Source organism: Synechococcus sp. A15-24, assembly GCF_014280195.1.
GTDB lineage: Bacteria > Cyanobacteriota > Cyanobacteriia > PCC-6307 > Cyanobiaceae > Parasynechococcus.
In genome coordinates, this window is record NZ_CP047960.1 from 1 (window position 1) to 16,864 (window position 16,864).

General features: G+C 59.7%; 13 protein-coding genes. 10 read left to right on the forward strand and 3 right to left on the reverse strand.

The window, feature by feature from the left end; all coding sequences use genetic code 11:
* Positions 1-173 precede the first annotated feature (173 nt).
* From dnaN to purF, 4 genes are read left to right on the forward strand one after another with little or no spacing between them, the layout of a single operon-like run.
* Positions 174-1,331 (forward strand): DNA polymerase III subunit beta, encoded by a 1,158-nt coding sequence (dnaN, locus tag SynA1524_RS00005; RefSeq protein WP_186498406.1) that lies wholly within the window; start codon positions 174-176, stop codon positions 1,329-1,331.
* Between the two features lies 1 nt (position 1,332).
* Positions 1,333-2,058 carry an RNA methyltransferase gene (locus SynA1524_RS00010; RefSeq protein WP_186498407.1) on the forward strand — a complete coding sequence of 242 codons (726 nt, stop codon included), beginning with the start codon at positions 1,333-1,335 and terminating at the stop codon, positions 2,056-2,058.
* A 44-nt stretch (positions 2,059-2,102) separates the two neighbouring features.
* Complete coding sequence (gene purL / locus SynA1524_RS00015) at positions 2,103-4,409, forward strand: phosphoribosylformylglycinamidine synthase subunit PurL (protein ID WP_186498408.1); 2,307 nt, start codon at positions 2,103-2,105, stop codon at positions 4,407-4,409.
* Positions 4,410-4,467: 58 nt separating this feature from the next.
* A complete protein-coding gene (gene purF, locus SynA1524_RS00020) occupies positions 4,468-5,898 on the forward strand; it encodes an amidophosphoribosyltransferase (protein ID WP_286188751.1) in 1,431 nt (476 codons plus the stop codon).
* Here purF and SynA1524_RS00025 read toward each other — a convergent pair whose 3' ends face one another.
* The 3 genes from SynA1524_RS00025 to queG are packed head-to-tail and all read right to left on the reverse strand — an operon-like array spanning position 5,899 to position 10,285.
* A complete protein-coding gene (locus tag SynA1524_RS00025; protein ID WP_186498410.1) occupies positions 5,899-8,373 on the reverse strand; it encodes a DNA gyrase/topoisomerase IV subunit A in 2,475 nt (824 codons plus the stop codon).
* A gap of 45 nt (positions 8,374-8,418) precedes the next feature.
* A complete protein-coding gene (locus SynA1524_RS00030; RefSeq protein WP_186498411.1) occupies positions 8,419-9,300 on the reverse strand; it encodes a tetratricopeptide repeat protein in 882 nt (293 codons plus the stop codon).
* 19 nt (positions 9,301-9,319) lie between these two features.
* On the reverse strand, positions 9,320-10,285 hold the full coding sequence (gene queG / locus SynA1524_RS00035; RefSeq protein ID WP_186498412.1) for a tRNA epoxyqueuosine(34) reductase QueG: 966 nt from the start codon (positions 10,283-10,285) through the stop codon (positions 9,320-9,322).
* Positions 10,286-10,334: 49 nt separating this feature from the next.
* Between queG and SynA1524_RS00040 the strand changes: the two genes are divergently transcribed.
* From SynA1524_RS00040 to argH, 6 genes are read left to right on the forward strand one after another with little or no spacing between them, the layout of a single operon-like run.
* Positions 10,335-10,979, forward strand: coding sequence for an HpsJ family protein (locus SynA1524_RS00040; RefSeq protein WP_186499413.1), 645 nt, complete (start codon positions 10,335-10,337; stop codon positions 10,977-10,979).
* 49 nt (positions 10,980-11,028) lie between these two features.
* Positions 11,029-11,763, forward strand: a complete 735-nt coding sequence (locus SynA1524_RS00045) for a DUF502 domain-containing protein (RefSeq protein WP_186498413.1) — start codon at positions 11,029-11,031, stop codon at positions 11,761-11,763.
* Positions 11,764-11,766: 3 nt separating this feature from the next.
* A complete protein-coding gene (gene nusB, locus SynA1524_RS00050; RefSeq protein WP_186498414.1) occupies positions 11,767-12,402 on the forward strand; it encodes a transcription antitermination factor NusB in 636 nt (211 codons plus the stop codon).
* Entirely contained in the window at positions 12,402-13,877 is a 1,476-nt protein-coding gene (gene ftsY, locus SynA1524_RS00055) for a signal recognition particle-docking protein FtsY (protein WP_186498415.1), read from the forward strand. The genes nusB and ftsY overlap by 1 nt, the downstream gene beginning before the upstream one ends.
* Positions 13,878-13,913: 36 nt before the next feature.
* On the forward strand, positions 13,914-15,335 hold the full coding sequence (locus SynA1524_RS00060) for a PP2C family protein-serine/threonine phosphatase (RefSeq protein ID WP_186498416.1): 1,422 nt from the start codon (positions 13,914-13,916) through the stop codon (positions 15,333-15,335).
* A gap of 20 nt (positions 15,336-15,355) precedes the next feature.
* Positions 15,356-16,771 carry an argininosuccinate lyase gene (gene argH, locus SynA1524_RS00065; protein ID WP_186499414.1) on the forward strand — a complete coding sequence of 472 codons (1,416 nt, stop codon included), beginning with the start codon at positions 15,356-15,358 and terminating at the stop codon, positions 16,769-16,771.
* The last annotated feature ends 93 nt before the right edge of the window (positions 16,772-16,864 follow it).

Consider the following 16,864-nt stretch of genomic DNA (forward strand, 5'->3'; position numbering starts at 1 on the left):
ATGGTCAGTGTTCCCCATTTCCCCAGGCCCTACGACGACTGTTTTGGTTTTACTTCTTAAAAAGAACTAAAACAAAACAGCCGAAGAACGGTTGGGCTCAACCAGCCATTGCGCTTCGTTCTCGGCTGTGAAACGGTGGGGCATCGATACCCAGCGAACAGGCCTGCAGCACGATGAAGGTGGTGTGCTCCCAGTCCGAACTCAACGCCGCTCTGCAGCTCGTGAGCCGTGCTGTGGCAACTCGCCCTACACACCCGGTTCTGGCCAATGTGCTGCTGACGGCCGATGCCGGCACCGATCGCCTCAGCCTCACTGGATTTGATCTCAACCTCGGCATCCAGACCTCGCTCACTGCCAGTGTCGAGACCAGTGGAGCCATCACGCTCCCGGCTCGGCTGCTCGGTGAAATCGTGTCGCGACTGGCCAGTGATTCCCCGCTCACGCTCACCACGGAGGAATCCGGAGAGCAGGTGCAACTCAACAGCCTGAGCGGCAGCTACCAGATGCGGGGCATGCCGGCAGACGATTACCCGGATCTACCGATGGTGGAAAGCGGCTTGACCCTCAAACTGCAAGCGTCTGGGTTGGTGCAGGCACTGAAGGGAACCCTTTTTGCCAGCAGTGGTGATGAAGCCAAACAGTTGCTCACAGGCGTTCATCTCAGCTTCACCGATACAAATCTGGAGGCTGCCGCTACCGATGGTCATCGATTGGCGGTGTTGCAGGTGAACGATGCCCTTCAGGCAGCAGCTGAGGGTACGGAGGGCGAGGGTGCTGCATTTGCCGTGACCTTGCCGGCGCGATCCCTACGTGAGGTGGAGCGGTTGGTGGCCGGGTGGCGGTCGGAGGATCCGATCAGCCTGTTCTGTGATCGGGGTCAGGTGGTGTTCCTCGCGGCTGATCAGATGGTCACGAGCCGCACGCTGGAGGGGACCTATCCCAATTACCGCCAGCTGATTCCCGATGGGTTCAGCCGCACGTTGACCATGGATCGCCGTGCTCTGGTGGGAGCTCTCGAACGCATCGCAGTCCTAGCCGATCAGCACAACAACGTCGTCAAATTCAGCAGCCAGCCCGAATCAGGTGTGGTGCTGATCAGTGCCGATGCACAGGATGTTGGCAGTGGTTCTGAGTCTCTTGCTGCAGGTCTCAGCGGCGATGCGATTCAGATCGCGTTCAATGTCCGCTACATGCTCGACGGTTTGAAAGCCATGGCCGGAGATCGGGTGGTTCTGCACTGCAATGCCCCCACCACTCCAGCGGTGTTGCGTCCTATGGAGGATGGTGATGGCTTCACCTATCTCGTGATGCCGGTTCAGATCCGCTCCTGAATTGGCGCTTCCCGACCAGCTTCTGCTCAGTGATCTGCTGCAGCACACCGTGCGCTGCGATCTAGGGCTTGACCATGGCCCCGGTGTAATGGCTTGGATTCATCCACCGGTGCATCGTCTGTTGGGTTGGGTGAGCCGGCCGTCCGCGTTGCGGATGACCCGTGAGGTGTGGCGTCTGGATCAATGCTGTGGTCTCACGGATCAGCAGATCTATGTGCGAGGTGAGCCGGCGGTCACTGATCCAGCCACCTTGGATCGACTGCCGACCCTGCTGGAGTCGGATCTGCTGGCACGTGATGGAGAACGCCTTGGTGCTGTGGTGGACCTGGTGTTTGAGCCATCAACTGGGGAGATCGACCACTATCTGGTGGCCCGCAGCGATCCTCGTCTTCCAGGAAGTTCCCGTTGGCGGCTGACACCGGAACGGATCGTGGACCATCAACCCGGCCGGGTGATCACCGCCTTAGAAGGATTGGATGATCTGCCGATGACGCGCGCCAGTGTTCGCCAGGATCTGTTGCGGCGTACCCAACGCTGGCGCGAGCAGTTGCGTGACATGGGCGATCGGGCTGGGGATCGACTGGAAGGTTGGCTGGAGGATCCTCTCTGGGACGAAACGCAGCGTGCTGAACCGCCACAACCGAGCTCGCAGGACGGTCCTGAAATCTGGGATGAGGAGGGATGGCGGGATGGTCGCCGTCAGCGTGACGAAGATCCCTGGGTGTGATCCCGCCGTCGGCAACACTGGGAATAGCTGCTGGTCAGTCCCGCGTGTCCTCCCCTGCCTACGACGTCAATGCGGCTCTGAAACAGGAAGGTCTGAAACCGTCGGATTGGCAGGAGATCTGTCGGCGGCTTGGACGGGAGCCCAACCGTGCCGAGTTGGGGATGTTCGGGGTGATGTGGTCCGAACACTGCTGCTATCGCAACTCCAGGCCGCTGTTGCGGGGGTTTCCAACGGAAGGTCCCCGAATTTTGGTGGGTCCTGGTGAAAATGCCGGTGTGGTCGACCTGGGGGAAGGCCATCGCTTGGCCTTCAAGATTGAAAGCCACAACCATCCCTCAGCGGTGGAGCCCTTTCAAGGTGCCGCCACCGGCGTCGGCGGCATCCTGCGGGACATCTTCACCATGGGAGCTCGTCCGATCGCGTTGCTGAATGCATTGCGTTTTGGCCCCCTGGAGGACCCCGTCAACGTCGGGCTGATCGAAGGCGTTGTGGCCGGCATCGCCCATTACGGCAATTGCGTTGGTGTGCCCACCGTTGGTGGTGAAGTGGCTTTCGATCCCTCCTACGGGGGGAATCCTCTGGTGAACGCCATGGCGTTGGGTCTGATGGAGACCGAAGAGATCGTCAAGTCCTGCGCCCAGGGGGTGGGGAATCCTGTGGTTTATGTGGGCAGCACCACCGGTCGGGATGGCATGGGCGGCGCCAGCTTCGCCAGTGCTGAACTCAGTGCCGATTCCCTGGATGACCGCCCTGCCGTTCAGGTTGGCGATCCCTTCCTGGAAAAAGGGTTGATCGAGGCCTGTCTGGAGGCATTTTCCAGTGGTGATGTGGTGGCTGCTCAGGACATGGGGGCTGCCGGACTCACCTGCAGCTGTTCGGAAATGGCGGCCAAAGGTGGTCTGGGGGTTGAGCTCGACCTCGATCGGGTTCCGGCCCGCGAAGAAGGCATGACGGCCTACGAATTTCTGCTCTCGGAGTCCCAGGAGCGGATGTTGTTTGTGGTGAAGGCCGGCCGTGAAGAAGCGCTGATGCAGCGCTTCCGACGCTGGGGTCTGCAGGCCGCTGTGGTGGGTCAGGTCCTGCAGGAACCCGTGGTGCGCGTGCTGCATCACGGCGAGGTGGCCGCTGAGGTGCCGGCCACCGCTTTGGCGGATGACACGCCCATTGAGCAGCACGAGCTGTTGCAGGAGCCTCCTGCGGATCTTCAGGAGCTTTGGCAATGGCAGGAGAGTCAGCTCCCTGCTTTGGACGACCCTGCAAGCGTTCTGTTGACCTTGCTTGATGATCCGACCATCGCCAGCAAGCGGTGGGTGCATCGCCAGTACGACCAGCAGGTGCTTGCCAATACGGTGGTCTCCTCTGGAGCCGCGGATGCCGCTGTGGTGCGCTTGCGTCCGCAGCAGGACCATGGATCCATGAACTCTGTGCAGCGGGGTGTGGCTGCCACGGTGGATTGCCCCAACCGTTGGGTGGCTTTGGATCCCGAGCGTGGTGCTCAGGCGGCCGTTGCTGAAGCTGCCCGCAACCTGAGTTGCGTCGGTGCAGAACCATTGGCGATCACCGACAACCTCAATTTCCCTTCGCCGGAAACACCCAAGGGGTACTGGCAGCTGGCCATGGCTTGCCGTGGGATCGCGGAGGCCTGCCGTGCTCTGAACACACCGGTCACCGGCGGCAACGTCTCCCTATACAACGAGACCCGCCGTGATGACGGCACGCTTCAACCCATCCATCCGACCCCGGTGGTGGGCATGGTCGGCTTGGTGGAGGACATCGAGCGGGTGGTTGGTCTGGGTTGGCGACAACCCGGCGATTCGGTGTTGTTGCTGGGCGTAGCACCGCATGAACAGGGGGATGACCGCCTTGGTCTTGCCGGCAGCAGTTATCAGATGCTGGTCAACGGGGTGTTGGCGGGTCGGCCACCACGGGTGGATTTCGAGTTGGAACGTGAGGTTCAGCAGCTGTTGCAGCAGGCCATTGCTGCTTGTTTGTTGGCCTCTGCCCACGACAGCAGCGATGGCGGTCTCGCTGTAGCCCTGGCGGAAAGCAGTATTGCGTCAGCTCTTGGCGTTGACCTGAAGCTCAATGGGCGACCTGAGGGCCTGGCGCGAACGTTGTTTGCTGAAGGTGGTGCCCGGGTGGCGATCTCAGTGAAAGCTGAATGCCGGCCGCAGTGGGATCAGCTTGCGGCTGAGTCGACGGTTCCCATCACTGAGCTCGGTGTGGTGAGAGATGGTTCAACATTCCGGATCCACTGCGGTGACAAGGATGTACAGCTGTCGTTGGCTGATCTGAAGCGGGCCCATCAGGAGGGTTTGCCGCGCCGGATCGGGGGTGAGGCAGAATCCTGAAGGAATTCTGAAGTCGAGGCGCTCAGTGCACGTGCTGGAGGCAGAGCGTCCCGATCGGATGGAAGAGGCCTGCGGTGTCTTCGCCGTTCTGGCCGGGGAACAACCGGTGGCGAACTTGGCTTATTTCGGTCTGTATGCCCTGCAGCATCGAGGCCAGGAATCGGCTGGCATCGCTGTGTTCAACGAAGGCAAGGTTCGCCTTCACAAGGACATGGGTCTGGTCAGCCAGGTGTTTGATCAGGACGTGCTGGCCCGCATGCCCGGAGACCTGGCGATCGGCCACAACCGCTACTCCACAACGGGCAGCAGTCGGGTGTGCAATGCCCAACCTGTGGTGCTGATGACGCGGCTGGGGGCCTTTGCTCTGGCCCACAACGGCAACCTGGTGAATGCCCGCGAATTGCGGGAGTTGGTGGACGACGGACAGGCGGAGTTCACCTCAACAACGGATTCGGAACTGATCGCCTTCGCTGTGCAGCAGGCGGTGGATCGTGGGCTCGACTGGTCAGCTGCCATCGAGGCCGCGCTCAAGCTGTGTCGGGGTGCGTTCAGCCTTGCAATCGGAACTCCGGATGGTCTGTTTGCTGTACGCGATGGTCACGGCATCCGTCCTTTGGTGTTCGGCACGCTGGGGGATCCAGCCACTGGTCATTGGGTGGTGAGCAGTGAGACCTGTGGCTTGGAGATCATCGGCGCCCGCTACGTCGACGATGTCCAGCCCGGTGAATTGGTCCGGTTTGAACTCGGATCAGCAGAGCCTCAGCGCCGGCGTTGGAGTGAGGAACCGAACCGCCTGTGCGTGTTCGAGATGATTTATTTCGCCAGGCCGGACAGTCAGTTCTTCGGCGAGTCCCTCTACAGCTACCGCCAGCGCATTGGACGAACCCTTGCTCGAGAGTCGTGCGTGGAGGCTGATCTGGTGATCGGTGTTCCCGATTCCGGCATTCCTGCAGCCATCGGTTTTTCTCAGGAAAGCGGCATTCCCTATGGCGATGGTCTGATCAAGAACCGTTATGTCGGCCGTACGTTCATCCAGCCGACCCAGGCGATGCGGGAAGCGGGCATTCGGGTGAAACTCAACCCTCTGCCGGATGTACTGGCCGGAAAGCGCTTGATCGTGATTGATGACTCGATCGTGCGTGGCACCACCAGCCGCAAATTGGTGGTGGCGTTACGGGATGCCGGTGCCACTGAGGTGCACATGCGGATCAGTTCGCCTCCGGTGACGCATCCCTGCTTCTACGGGATCGACACCGACACCCAGGATCAACTGATCGCCGCTCAGATGACCCTTGAGCAGATCAAGGATCACCTCAAGGTGGATTCCTTGGCGTATCTCAGCAAGGAAGGAATGCTCGAGGCTGCGAAGTCTGAGTCCGGCCATTTCTGCAGCGCCTGTTTTGACGGGCAGTACCCGATCCCCATGGATCAGACGTTGCTGTCCAGCAAATTGATGATGGAGCCTGCGGGGATTGCCGCGAAGTCTTGATCAGCTGGTTTTCAGGGCCACCACTGAAACCACCTGTTCTTTGCTGTTCAGATCAAGTTGATTGCCCCAGGACTGGCCTGCTGCTGTTACTTCAACTGCACCGGCGTCCAGTCGTCCATGGCGTTTCTGATCGGTCACGATTCCGGCCAGGGAATCTCCGGAACAAAGTCCAGCCACGGAGTCTTCATCGGCACTGAGCACAACCGCCATGAACCCCAGATCTCCCCGTTGGCAACGACGCAGTGGACTGAGGTCGATCCGCGTCATCTGACCTTTGCGGCTGACCAGCAGCAGGGTTGGATCTGTTTCAGCTACGTCGATCGACAGGCTCCCCACGAGTTCTTCTCCAGGAAGAAGACGCATGGTCATCGGTCCCTGCGCCAGACGCCCCATCTTGGGCAGCACCGAATCATTCACAGGCAGCCGCAGCAGACGCCCCATACTGCTGACCAAGACCAGATCACTGTGTTCGCGACAGATCACGGCTGAACAAAGGCTCACGCCCTCCTTCAACTTCACCACGCTGATGGCTCGGCCAGAGAGGTCAAGAACGTCGGTCAGGGGGAGTCGCTTAAAACGTCCATCGCTGCTGAGTAGCCCAAGGCTCAGCTCTGCGCCATCACCCACGGGGAGTTCCACGATGGCGATCAATGGGTCACCGTCCAGACCGCTGGGTAGAAATTTCTCCAGGGATCCAGGCTGTTGTCCGGCGAATTCCCAGCGGACCAAAGCAACGCGACCACTGGCGCTGACCCCCAGGAGTCGGGGTGATGGTTCGATTGGGAGGATGACTTGTGCCGGAGAGGGGTGGTCACCCACGGCACAAGGTTCGGACAGGTGCATGCGACCCAGCACCTGGGGACTCATCACCTTCACCTGCCCATCAGCTTGGATGAGCAGTCGTGCATCGGTAGGCAAGGCTGCCAGGGCCTGCTGACGCAGCAGCTCAGTATTGGGTCGCTGGCTGGCGGCCCGTTCCGCCATCAGGGCATCGCCACCTTCCACCAGTCGCGTCCGGCGCGGCGTGCTGAAGCGCTTTTTCAGTCCCTTCAGCTCCTGGACCATTGCATCGAGCAGTTGATCCCGGTTGTCCAGCAGTAGACGCAAACGTTCCCGTTCCGCTTGCAACTCCTCGAGTTCCTGACGCAGGCTTTCCTGTTCCAGACCAGTCAACCGTCGCAGTGGCATGGCCAGAACGGCGTCAGCTTGGCGTTCGCTCAGATCGAGGCGCACCATCAGGCTGGCTCGCGCCGAAGCGGCATCGCGCGCTTCTTGAATCATCGTGATCACTGCCTGAAGGTTGTTCAGCGCGGTGATCAGACCGTCGACCACCTCGAGGCGGTCTTCCGTTTTGCGCAACGCATGGCTGGTGCGCCGGATCAGGGTCAGTTCCCTGTAATCCAGGAAGGTCTGCAACAACTGGCGTAAGGAGAGCTGGCGGGGCTGACCATCAACAAGGGCCAGAAGGATGGCTCCGAAGTTGCTCTGCAGTGCCGTGCGCCGTTGCAGATCCGCCAGCACCTTGGCTGGATCGGCATCGCGTCGCAGCTCCACCACCACCCGCATTCCCTCGCGGTCGCTTTCATCGCGGATATCGGCGATGCCGCCGATCTTGCCGTCATTCACGTATTCCGCCAGCTTTTCGATCCAGCCGGCCTTGCTCAGCTGATAAGGGAGTTCCGTCACCACAACGGCATTGCGTTTGTGGCGACCCTTGCCAGGTTGTACTTCTTCGATGTGGGCAATCCCTCGCATCGGGATGCTGCCCCGTCCCACCAGGTAGGTGTCTTGTAGGCCACTGCTCAGCAGTACTTCCCCACCCGTGGGGAAATCAGGCCCTGGAATGAGTTCCAGCAATTTGCTGTCGCTGAGCTCCGGTTGACGGATTAAGGCCACCAGGCCGTCCACCACTTCGCCGAGGTTGTGGGGAGGGATGCTGGTGGCCATGCCCACGGCAATGCCCGAACAGCCGTTCAGCAAGAGAAAGGGCAGTTGCGCCGGCAGCACGGTCGGTTCCTGCTGGGACCCATCGAAGTTCGGAGCGAAATCAACGGTGTCGTCGCCGATTTCCTCCAGCAATGCCTGGTGAGCAATCGGTGCCAGGCGCGTTTCGGTGTAGCGCATGGCTGCCGGCGGGTCATCGTCGACGGATCCGAAGTTTCCGTGACCATCCAGCAGTGGGTGGCGACTGGCGAAGGTCTGAACAAGTCGGACCAAGGCGTCGTAAACCGCTTGATCGCCGTGAGGATGGTATTTACCGAGGACATCCCCGACGACGCGGGCGCATTTGCGGTACGGCCGGTCTGGGGTGAGCCCCAGTTCCTGCATCGCGTAGAGGATCCGGCGTTGCACCGGTTTCAAGCCGTCGCGGGCATCGGGCAAGGCCCGTCCCACGATCACGCTCATGGCGTATTCGAGGTAGGAGCGCTGCATCTCCTGATGCAGAGCAATTGATTCAACGCGCTCCTCAGCCATGTCGTCCGCTGGACCTGTCGCGGAAGGGGCTCAGCCTACAGAGGTTCACTGGCGTTTTTTCCAGGTGGCGTTGGCTTGAGCCCGTTCCACACTGCTGACCATCTCCGGAAGGGCTAGGAGGCGGGCGGTGGCTTGGCGGATCTTCACGCCCCAGAGTTGTTCAATTTGATGAGGGGTCAGGACGTAGTTGGGTTCTTGATTCAGGGCTTTACGAGCCATTTTTAGGGGAATATCTGAATCGATTCCTTGCTGATGTAGTGCTGCTGCAAGAGCGAGTAAAGGCTCTGCATTTTCTTCGATTGTGAGCACAGAACGCCAACGACGGATCGCTTCATCGGCATTTCCCATTTCGTAAAGCACAAGCGCCTGATTGTTGAGCGCTTCCCAAAAATCAGGCTTTAAATTTGTTGCTCTCTCAAAAGAATCCAGAGCGCTGGGGAGATCGTCCAGCATGATATGTGCATTACCAAGATCGAAATAGCCAGCAGGGATCTTTGGATCAAGCTCCAGCCCGCGTTCAATCAAAGGGATGGCTTCCTCCGGTCGCTCATCCCTCAGAGCAAGTGCTCCTTGAGCAAACCAGAGTCCTGCTTTGTCTGGATTGAGCTCTTTGGCCCGAGCCAGGGACTGGCTGGCCTGGTCAAGGTCGTCACTGCGCAGTTGCGCCTCCGCGAGGACGGACCAAAGGCGTTCATCTTGTGGATCCAAGCGAACGGCAAGAGCTGCCAGCTTTGCCGCTTCCTTGGGTTGACCCATCTGGAGTAACTGAGCTGCCGTGCGTCCGATACCGATGGCTGATCCCGTCAGTTCTTCTGAACTTGGAACGTAGACATAGGGAACAACGGCTTTTGCTGACGGTGCGCCGACGATCGCTGCAGCGCTCAGCAACGCAATCAGGAAGCGTTGACGAATCCTGTTGTTGAACACACGTCCGAGTCAGCGGTTTTCAAAGGCTAGAGGGAGGATCCGGTTGTGCTGCCGCAGCGTTGCGTCGCCACATCCAGGGTTTGATCCGACGGAGAGCTGATCCCTGCAAGTGGGTGTCCCAGGTTGAGGCGTCCCAGGTGTCCAGCGTGTCTTTGTTGAGATTGAGAAGCCAGGGGCGCGGTTGCAGTTCGGGATCCTCACTGCTCGGCAGCCGCTGATGGTTCCAGGGGCAAACCTCCTGGCAGATGTCGCAGCCGGCGACCCAAGGGCCGAGGGCATCAGCGATCTGATCAGGAAGCTCAGCATCTCGATTTTCGATGGTATGAAACGCGATGCATCGGCGGGAATCGACGACGAACGGTTCTGTGATGGCGTCTGTCGGACAGGCATCCATGCAGGCTTTGCAGCGACCGCAGAGACTTCGGGCCGGTTCATCGGGTTCGAGATCCAAGGTGGTGAGCAGATGGCCGATCACCATCCACGACCCCCGTTGGTCGTGGATGAGGTTGCTGTGTTTACCGATCCAGCCCAGACCGGCTTCCTCCGCCCATGCCTTGTCCAGCAGCGGTGCGGAATCCACACAAGCTTTCCATTCGCAATCTGGACGCAGGTCTGACAACCAACGCCCCACGCGGCGGAGCCGCTGGTCCACGACCCGGTGGTAATCCCTTCCCCATCCGTAACGAGCCACACGAAGTGAGCCTGGTGCCGCCTGCACGTCCACGTGGTAATTCAGACCGACCGCCAGAAGGCTTCGGGCACCCTTTAACAATGTTGTCGGGTCCTTCCTGCGCGGTGCGGCCATCCAACCCATGTCAGCCTGATGACCGGCGTCGAGCCAACGCTCCAATGCGGCTGTTCTGAGCTGGAGCCTTTTGCTTCCCGGAAGCCGTGCGATTCCGACCGGTGAGAATCCTTCGGCCAGTGCCCGCTGCTTAAGCGCCAGGCTCAGCTGCTGATCTGATGTGGTTAGCAGTTCCGACATCGTTCCTAGGATCGTCGGACATACGCATTGTCAGGTGGCAGCAACGGACATGGGAGCAGGGGATAGCCGTCTGGCACCGCTGCTGCGTTGGCTCGGCCTCACGATGGTGGTCATCCTGTTGCTGCAATTGGCCGCCGTTCTGGTTGGGGTCGATTGGTCGGATGACACCACACGACCCCAAGTCACTGGCGCGCTGGTGGCCCTGGCTCCTTTGGGTTTTCTCGGGCTGTTGGTGGCCTTGATGGGGGCTCGGTTGGACAATCCCCCTCGTCGCCAAACGCCCCTGCGGTGGCTGATCTGCGCTCTTTCAGCCCTGCTGGCTGTGGGCATGTTGGTGGCGATTCCGTTCTCACTTGATGGAGCCGCCGGTGATCCAGCACAGGCTGAGAACCTTGAACAGGGCCGCCAGGCCCTCAAGGAAGCCAGGCAATTCAGAGACGACGACCAACGGGTCAAGGCGGTTGGTGAACAGTTGGCTCAAGCCGGGCAGTTGGCTGCGGATGCCAGCGATGAGGACAAGATCAAGGCGGCTGAAACCATGATTGATGAGCAGATCGCTCAAATGGATCAGCAGCTGAAAAAGTTTGAAGGTCAACAGAACCGCCAGAGCCAGCAACGGTTGATTGGTGGAACCGCCAGCGCCGCTGTTTTGGCAGTGGCTTTTGTAATGCTGGCCCTCACGGCGGTGCTCTGATCGCTGGTTAGGTTGGTCTGACTCAACCGATCCCGGGTGCAGAGGCTCCTTGGTCCAGACCAACCCCAGGCCTGATCTGCCGTTGTCCTCGAGGCTTCGACAGGATCTCAAAAATGATCTGATCGCCGGATTGCTGGTGGTCATCCCATTGGCGACCACCATCTGGCTTTCCACGGTGGTCAGCCGCTTTGTGCTGGCGTTTCTTACCTCCGTTCCAAAGCAACTCAACCCATTCATCACCCTGAATCCACTGCTTCAGGACCTGATCAACCTGGCGCTGGGTCTCACAGTTCCCTTGATGGGGATCCTGTTGATCGGACTCATGGCCAGAAACATCGTTGGTCGCTGGTTGCTGGAGTTCGGAGAGGGCACCCTCAGCCGTATTCCTCTTGCAGGTTCGGTCTACAAAACGCTGAAGCAGCTGCTCGGAACATTTCTGAGGGACAACTCGACCCGTTTTCGCCGCGTCGTCCTCGTTGAATATCCGCGGGAGGGATTGTTCAGTGTCGGCTTTGTCACTGGTGAAGTGGGGCCGTCTTTGCGTTCGGATCTCGATCAACCGTTGTTGAGTGTGTTCATCCCGACGGCACCCAATCCAACAACGGGCTGGTACACCTTGGTGCCCGAACAAGGGGTGCGTGAGCTCAACATCAGTGTTGAGGAAGCATTCCGCACCATCATTTCCGCTGGCATCGTCAATCCTGATGATCAGGAAGCTCCAGCGAACCGTAGTTTTTCCAGTTTGATTGCCCAGTTGCGGGCATCCGCTTCTCCCTCCAGTTGATTCATGGCCACCCGATCCCTCGCCCGTGAGCTGGCCTTGCTCGTGCTCGGTCAGGTCTCCGATCAGAAACCCATTCCGGCGGTCGATCTGGCCATGGATTCTGTGCTGGAGCAGGCATTGGAGAGCCTGATGCAGCACTGGCGAGAATCACTGGATGCCAGTGCTGCCGAATTGGAGCAGGCTCAGCAGAGTCTTCTCTACAGCGAACTTCAGTCCGGTGCTGACGCTGCCTTGCCAACGGGCCGGGATCATCTGCGCAGCTGTCTGACCATGGCTGAGCAAGTGCTGAATGGACTCTCCGCCAGCCTTGAATTGCCTCGATTGTTGATGCTGGGGGATCAGGAACAGATTCGTCGTGGGGCGATGGAGCGCGTGTCCTGTGTTCTTAACAAACGCGATCGCATCGATGCAGAGCTTGATTCTGTGATGGAGGGATGGCGGCTGAGTCGGCTGCCCCGTCTCGATCGCGACATTCTGCGATTGGCGGTTGTTGATCTCCGTGATTTGGGTACACCCGCACCTGTGGCCTTCAGTGAAGCGGTCGAACTGGCGAACCGTTATGGCGATGAGCAGGGTCGCCGGATGATCAATGGCGTATTGAGGCGTTTCCACGATGCCGCATCCAAGGCGGTGGGCTGATGGTTTACGACTGGTTCAATCGCGGTGGCGGTGAACAGCCGCAGCCAACACCGACGCCTTCTCCTGAGCTGACGCCGGAACCGACAGCTGAATCGGTGGCATCGCCTGAGGATGAAGCGATGGCCTGGGCCCGCGAGGCCTATGCCCGTCTCAAAGCGCAACAGGCTCAGGCCTCAGAGGACGAGCCATCTCCGACATCAACACCTCTTCCGACCCCCTTACCGGAGCCAGAGCCTGCTGCGGTTGAACAACAGTCCGTTGATCCAGAACCACCGCTGCCAACGGCTGCACCAGAGCCGCTTCCAGCTCCCACATCCAGTCTGGGTCTGTCTCTGCTTGAACAGGCTGCGGCTCAGCGGCAGCAACGGCAGCAGGACCAGAACGCCAGAGCTCTTGAACCCGAGCCGACTCCGACTCCTTCGTCAGCCCAGACACCTGAGGTCTCGGATGAACCCACCCTTGGTGACTTCGATGATGACTTCACCTGGTCAGCGGAGGTGCTGGCTGCCCAGGGACGTCGTGTTGATGACATCTCCCTGGAGGAGATCGACTGGTTGGGTCGACTCCGCCGCGGCCTGGAGAAAACCCGGCAGGGGTTTGTCAGCGGTCTGCTCGAGAGCCTGGGTGACGATCCACTCACCCCCGAGGTCCTCGATGATCTCGAAACGCTTCTGCTCCGCGCTGATGCTGGGGTTCAGGCGACGGATCAGGTTCTTGATGCTCTGCGTCAACGCATGAACGTGGAGGTGGTGGATCCTGCCGAAGGCATCCGTTTCCTCAAGGAGCAGCTTCGCGGTTTGTTGGATGCACCGATTGCCGCCAGTGGTGCTCAGTTGCTGGCTCCTGAACGGGATGGGCTCAACATCTGGTTGATGGTTGGTGTTAATGGCGTCGGCAAGACCACGACCCTTGGCAAGTTGGCCAACCTTGCGGTGCGCAGTGGCTATTCAGCTTTGATCGCAGCAGCGGACACCTTTCGTGCCGCTGCCGTGCAGCAGGTTCAGGTCTGGGGAGAGCGCAGTGATGTGCCAGTGGTTTCCAATCCCAGCAGCAACGCTGATCCGGCGGCTGTGGTGTTCGATGCCATTAGTGCTGCCCGTTCACGGGGAACTGACTTACTGCTTGTGGATACCGCTGGCCGCTTGCAGACCAAGCACAACCTGATGGAGGAATTGCAGAAGGTTCGCAGGATCATTGATCGATTGGCGCCGGAGGCCAAGGTCGAATCGCTGTTGATCCTTGATGCCAGCCAGGGGCAGAACGGACTTCGTCAGGCTATGGCGTTTGCCAAAGCCGCTGGTCTCACGGGCGTGGTGATCACCAAACTTGATGGCACGGCTCGAGGGGGTGTTGCGCTGGCGGTGTCCTCGGAAGCTGGACTGCCGATTCGCTTCATCGGGGCCGGTGAAGGCATTCGGGATCTTCGACCCTTCAACAGCTATGAATTCGTTGAAGCGTTGCTGGCCGGACGCTGAAGCGTTGCTACGTTTCGGCTCCTGAGGGGCTGAGCCTTGAGCAGCAAGCCGCCTCGTCGGCATTTCACTCCTTCACTGAGAGGTGTTGCACCACCTCCGCAGGCTATGGCGTCGCTGCGGCAGTTGTTCGACAGTCTCAGCCGTGAGCAACGCCGCAATCAGGATCTGTTGGTGTCCCTGGCGTTTGCCCAGCGCAGCTTCACCAACCTGAATCGGTTCCTGGAGTTGGTGCCGGTGGTTGCGGCCCGTCTCGTCGGGGTGCAAGGGGCAATTCTGGTGCCGTTCCAGTCCGATGGGCGACTTTGGCGGGAGCAACTGCAGGCGGTTCCCGCGGAAAGCAGTCAGGAACTTCTGCAACGTCTGGCGGCTTTTGAGCCAGGTCATGGTGCAGGGTTTGGCACCGATGACGACCAGCTGCTGCTGATGGATCGTCTGGTTCAGCGGCTGTGTCCTGGGGCGGGACTGTTCGCCACCTCGTTGGTCGCAAGGGGACGCTCCCGTGGGCGCTTGTACGTGTTCGAACCGTCAGGAGATCTCGTTTGGACTGATGTCCATCGTCGTCACGTTCAGTTGGTGGCAGATCTTGCCGGGGTCGCGATTGAAAACGACCAGATGCTGCAGGAGGCACGCCGCCATGAGCGGGTGGATCGCCAGCTCAGCATCGGTGCGGAGATCCAAGCTCAACTGTTGCCGGATCACTGCCCAGTGATTGAGGGCGTGGAACTGGCGGCACGCTGCCGACCGGCTTTTCAGGTGGGAGGTGATTACTACGATTTCATTCCTACTCGGCCGGAGTTGATCGGGCGCCGTCGGGAACGCGGCCGTTGGGCCTTGGTGATGGGTGATGTGATGGGAAAGGGTGTTCCAGCTGGTCTGTTGATGACCATGCTGCGGGGCATGCTCCGGGCTGAGGTCCTCAGCGGTTTGCCGCCCGATCGGATCCTGCACGACCTGAATCAATTGGCTCAGGAGGACCTGGCTCAGTCCCACCGGTTCGTGACCCTGTTTTATTCGGATTTCGATCCCCGCAGCCGTCGTTTGCGGTATGCAAATGCAGCCCACAATCCACCTCTGCTGTGGCGGGCCGAACGCCGGAGTATTAGCCGCTTGGATGCTGCTGGGTTGTTAATCGGCTTGCAGCCGGAAGCGGATTACGGCCTTGGGGAGGTTCGGCTCGATCCCGGAGATGTTCTCCTCTATTACACCGATGGTGTGACAGAGGCTCCTGGCATCACGGGTGATCGATTTGATGAGGCCCGTTTGATTCGCACTCTCGACGGTGCCTGCCGCAGTGGTCAGGGGGCTCAAGGGATTTTGGATCATCTCTTCGATCGACTTGATCGGTTCGTCGGAGCGGATCACCACCTTGAGGATGATGCGTCCATGGTCGTTTTGAAGGTTCCTGAGGCCGTCAGTCTGCCGAGTGTGTCGCCATCCATCAGCCGCCTGACAAGCTGAAGGGATTGGCAGAGCAATCCATGGCGGGTGGTGTGACCGGTGGCGCTGCAGGCGCATGGAGTGATCGTTTCGAACAGGGACTCCATCCCTTCATCGAAGCGTTTAATGCGTCCATCGGTTTTGATCTAACGCTGCTTCAGGAGGACCTGGACGGTTCCATTGCCCATGCCCGGATGCTTGCGAGTTGCGGGGTGATTGCAGAGGAGGAGGCCGTTCAGCTGGTGGAAGGGCTGGAGATGATCCGCACGGAGGCAGCCGACGGTCGCTTTAATCCAGGCCTTGCGGATGAGGATGTTCATTTCGCCGTGGAGCGGCGGTTGATCGCTTTGGTGGGTTCCGTGGGCAAAAAGCTCCACACGGGCCGCAGCCGCAATGATCAAGTGGGGACGGATCTTCGGCTGTGGCTCCGGCGCAGGCTCGATGAGATCGATGGCGATCTGCAACGACTTCAAAGGGCTTTGCTGGATCAGGCGGATCGGCACCAGTCCACGATGATTCCCGGTTACACCCATCTACAGCGGGCTCAGCCGCTGTGTCTGGCGCATCATCTGCTCGCTTACATCGAGATGCTGCAACGGGATCGTCAGCGTCTTGGCGACATTCGTGGGCGCGTCAACATTTGTCCGCTCGGGGCTGCAGCTCTGGCAGGTACACCCGTACCGATCGATCGCCGCCGGACGGCTGAGGATCTTGGTTTCGCAGCGATCTACGCCAACAGCCTCGATGCCGTCAGCGACCGTGATTTTTGCGTCGAATTTTCAGCGGCTGCATCCCTGGTGATGGCTCATCTGAGCCGTCTGGCAGAGGAGGTGATCGCCTGGGCATCGGAGGAATTTGGTTTTGTGCGGCTGAGCGATCGCTGTGCCACGGGCAGCAGCTTGATGCCGCAGAAGAAGAACCCCGATGTGCCCGAGTTGGTCAGGGGTAAGTGCGGCCGTGTCTTTGGCCATCTGCAGGGACTGCTGACGATGATCAAAGGCCTTCCTTTGGCTTACAACAAGGATTTCCAGGAAGACAAGGAAGCGCTGTTTGATGCCTATCGGACCACACGTGACTGTGTGGAAGCGATGGCGATCTTGTTTGAGGAGGGGTTGGAGTTCCGCATCGACCGTCTCAATCAGGCGGTGGAAAGCGATTTTTCCAATGCCACTGATGTTGCTGATTATTTGGTGGCTCGTGGTGTTCCCTTTCGCGAGGCTTATCAATTGGTCGGGGCTGTTGTTCGACGGTGCCTTGAGCAGGGTTGTCTTCTGCGGGAACTCAGCCTCGAGCAATGGAAGGAGCTCCACCCTGCCTTTGAGGGCGATCTGCACGAGGCACTCGCTCCACGGGCGGTGGTGTCGGCTCGTCGCAGTGAAGGAGGAACAGGATTTGATCGGGTTCATGAGCAGGTCATGCTTTGGCAGGAACGCCTTAAAGGATCTGCATTTGGTTGATGACTGCTTTGCGTAACCGGGTCTACGCTGAATAGGTCAAGTGGATGTCATGTCTTGATCAAGTCATGCTCCTTTGACAAAGGCACAAGCCTC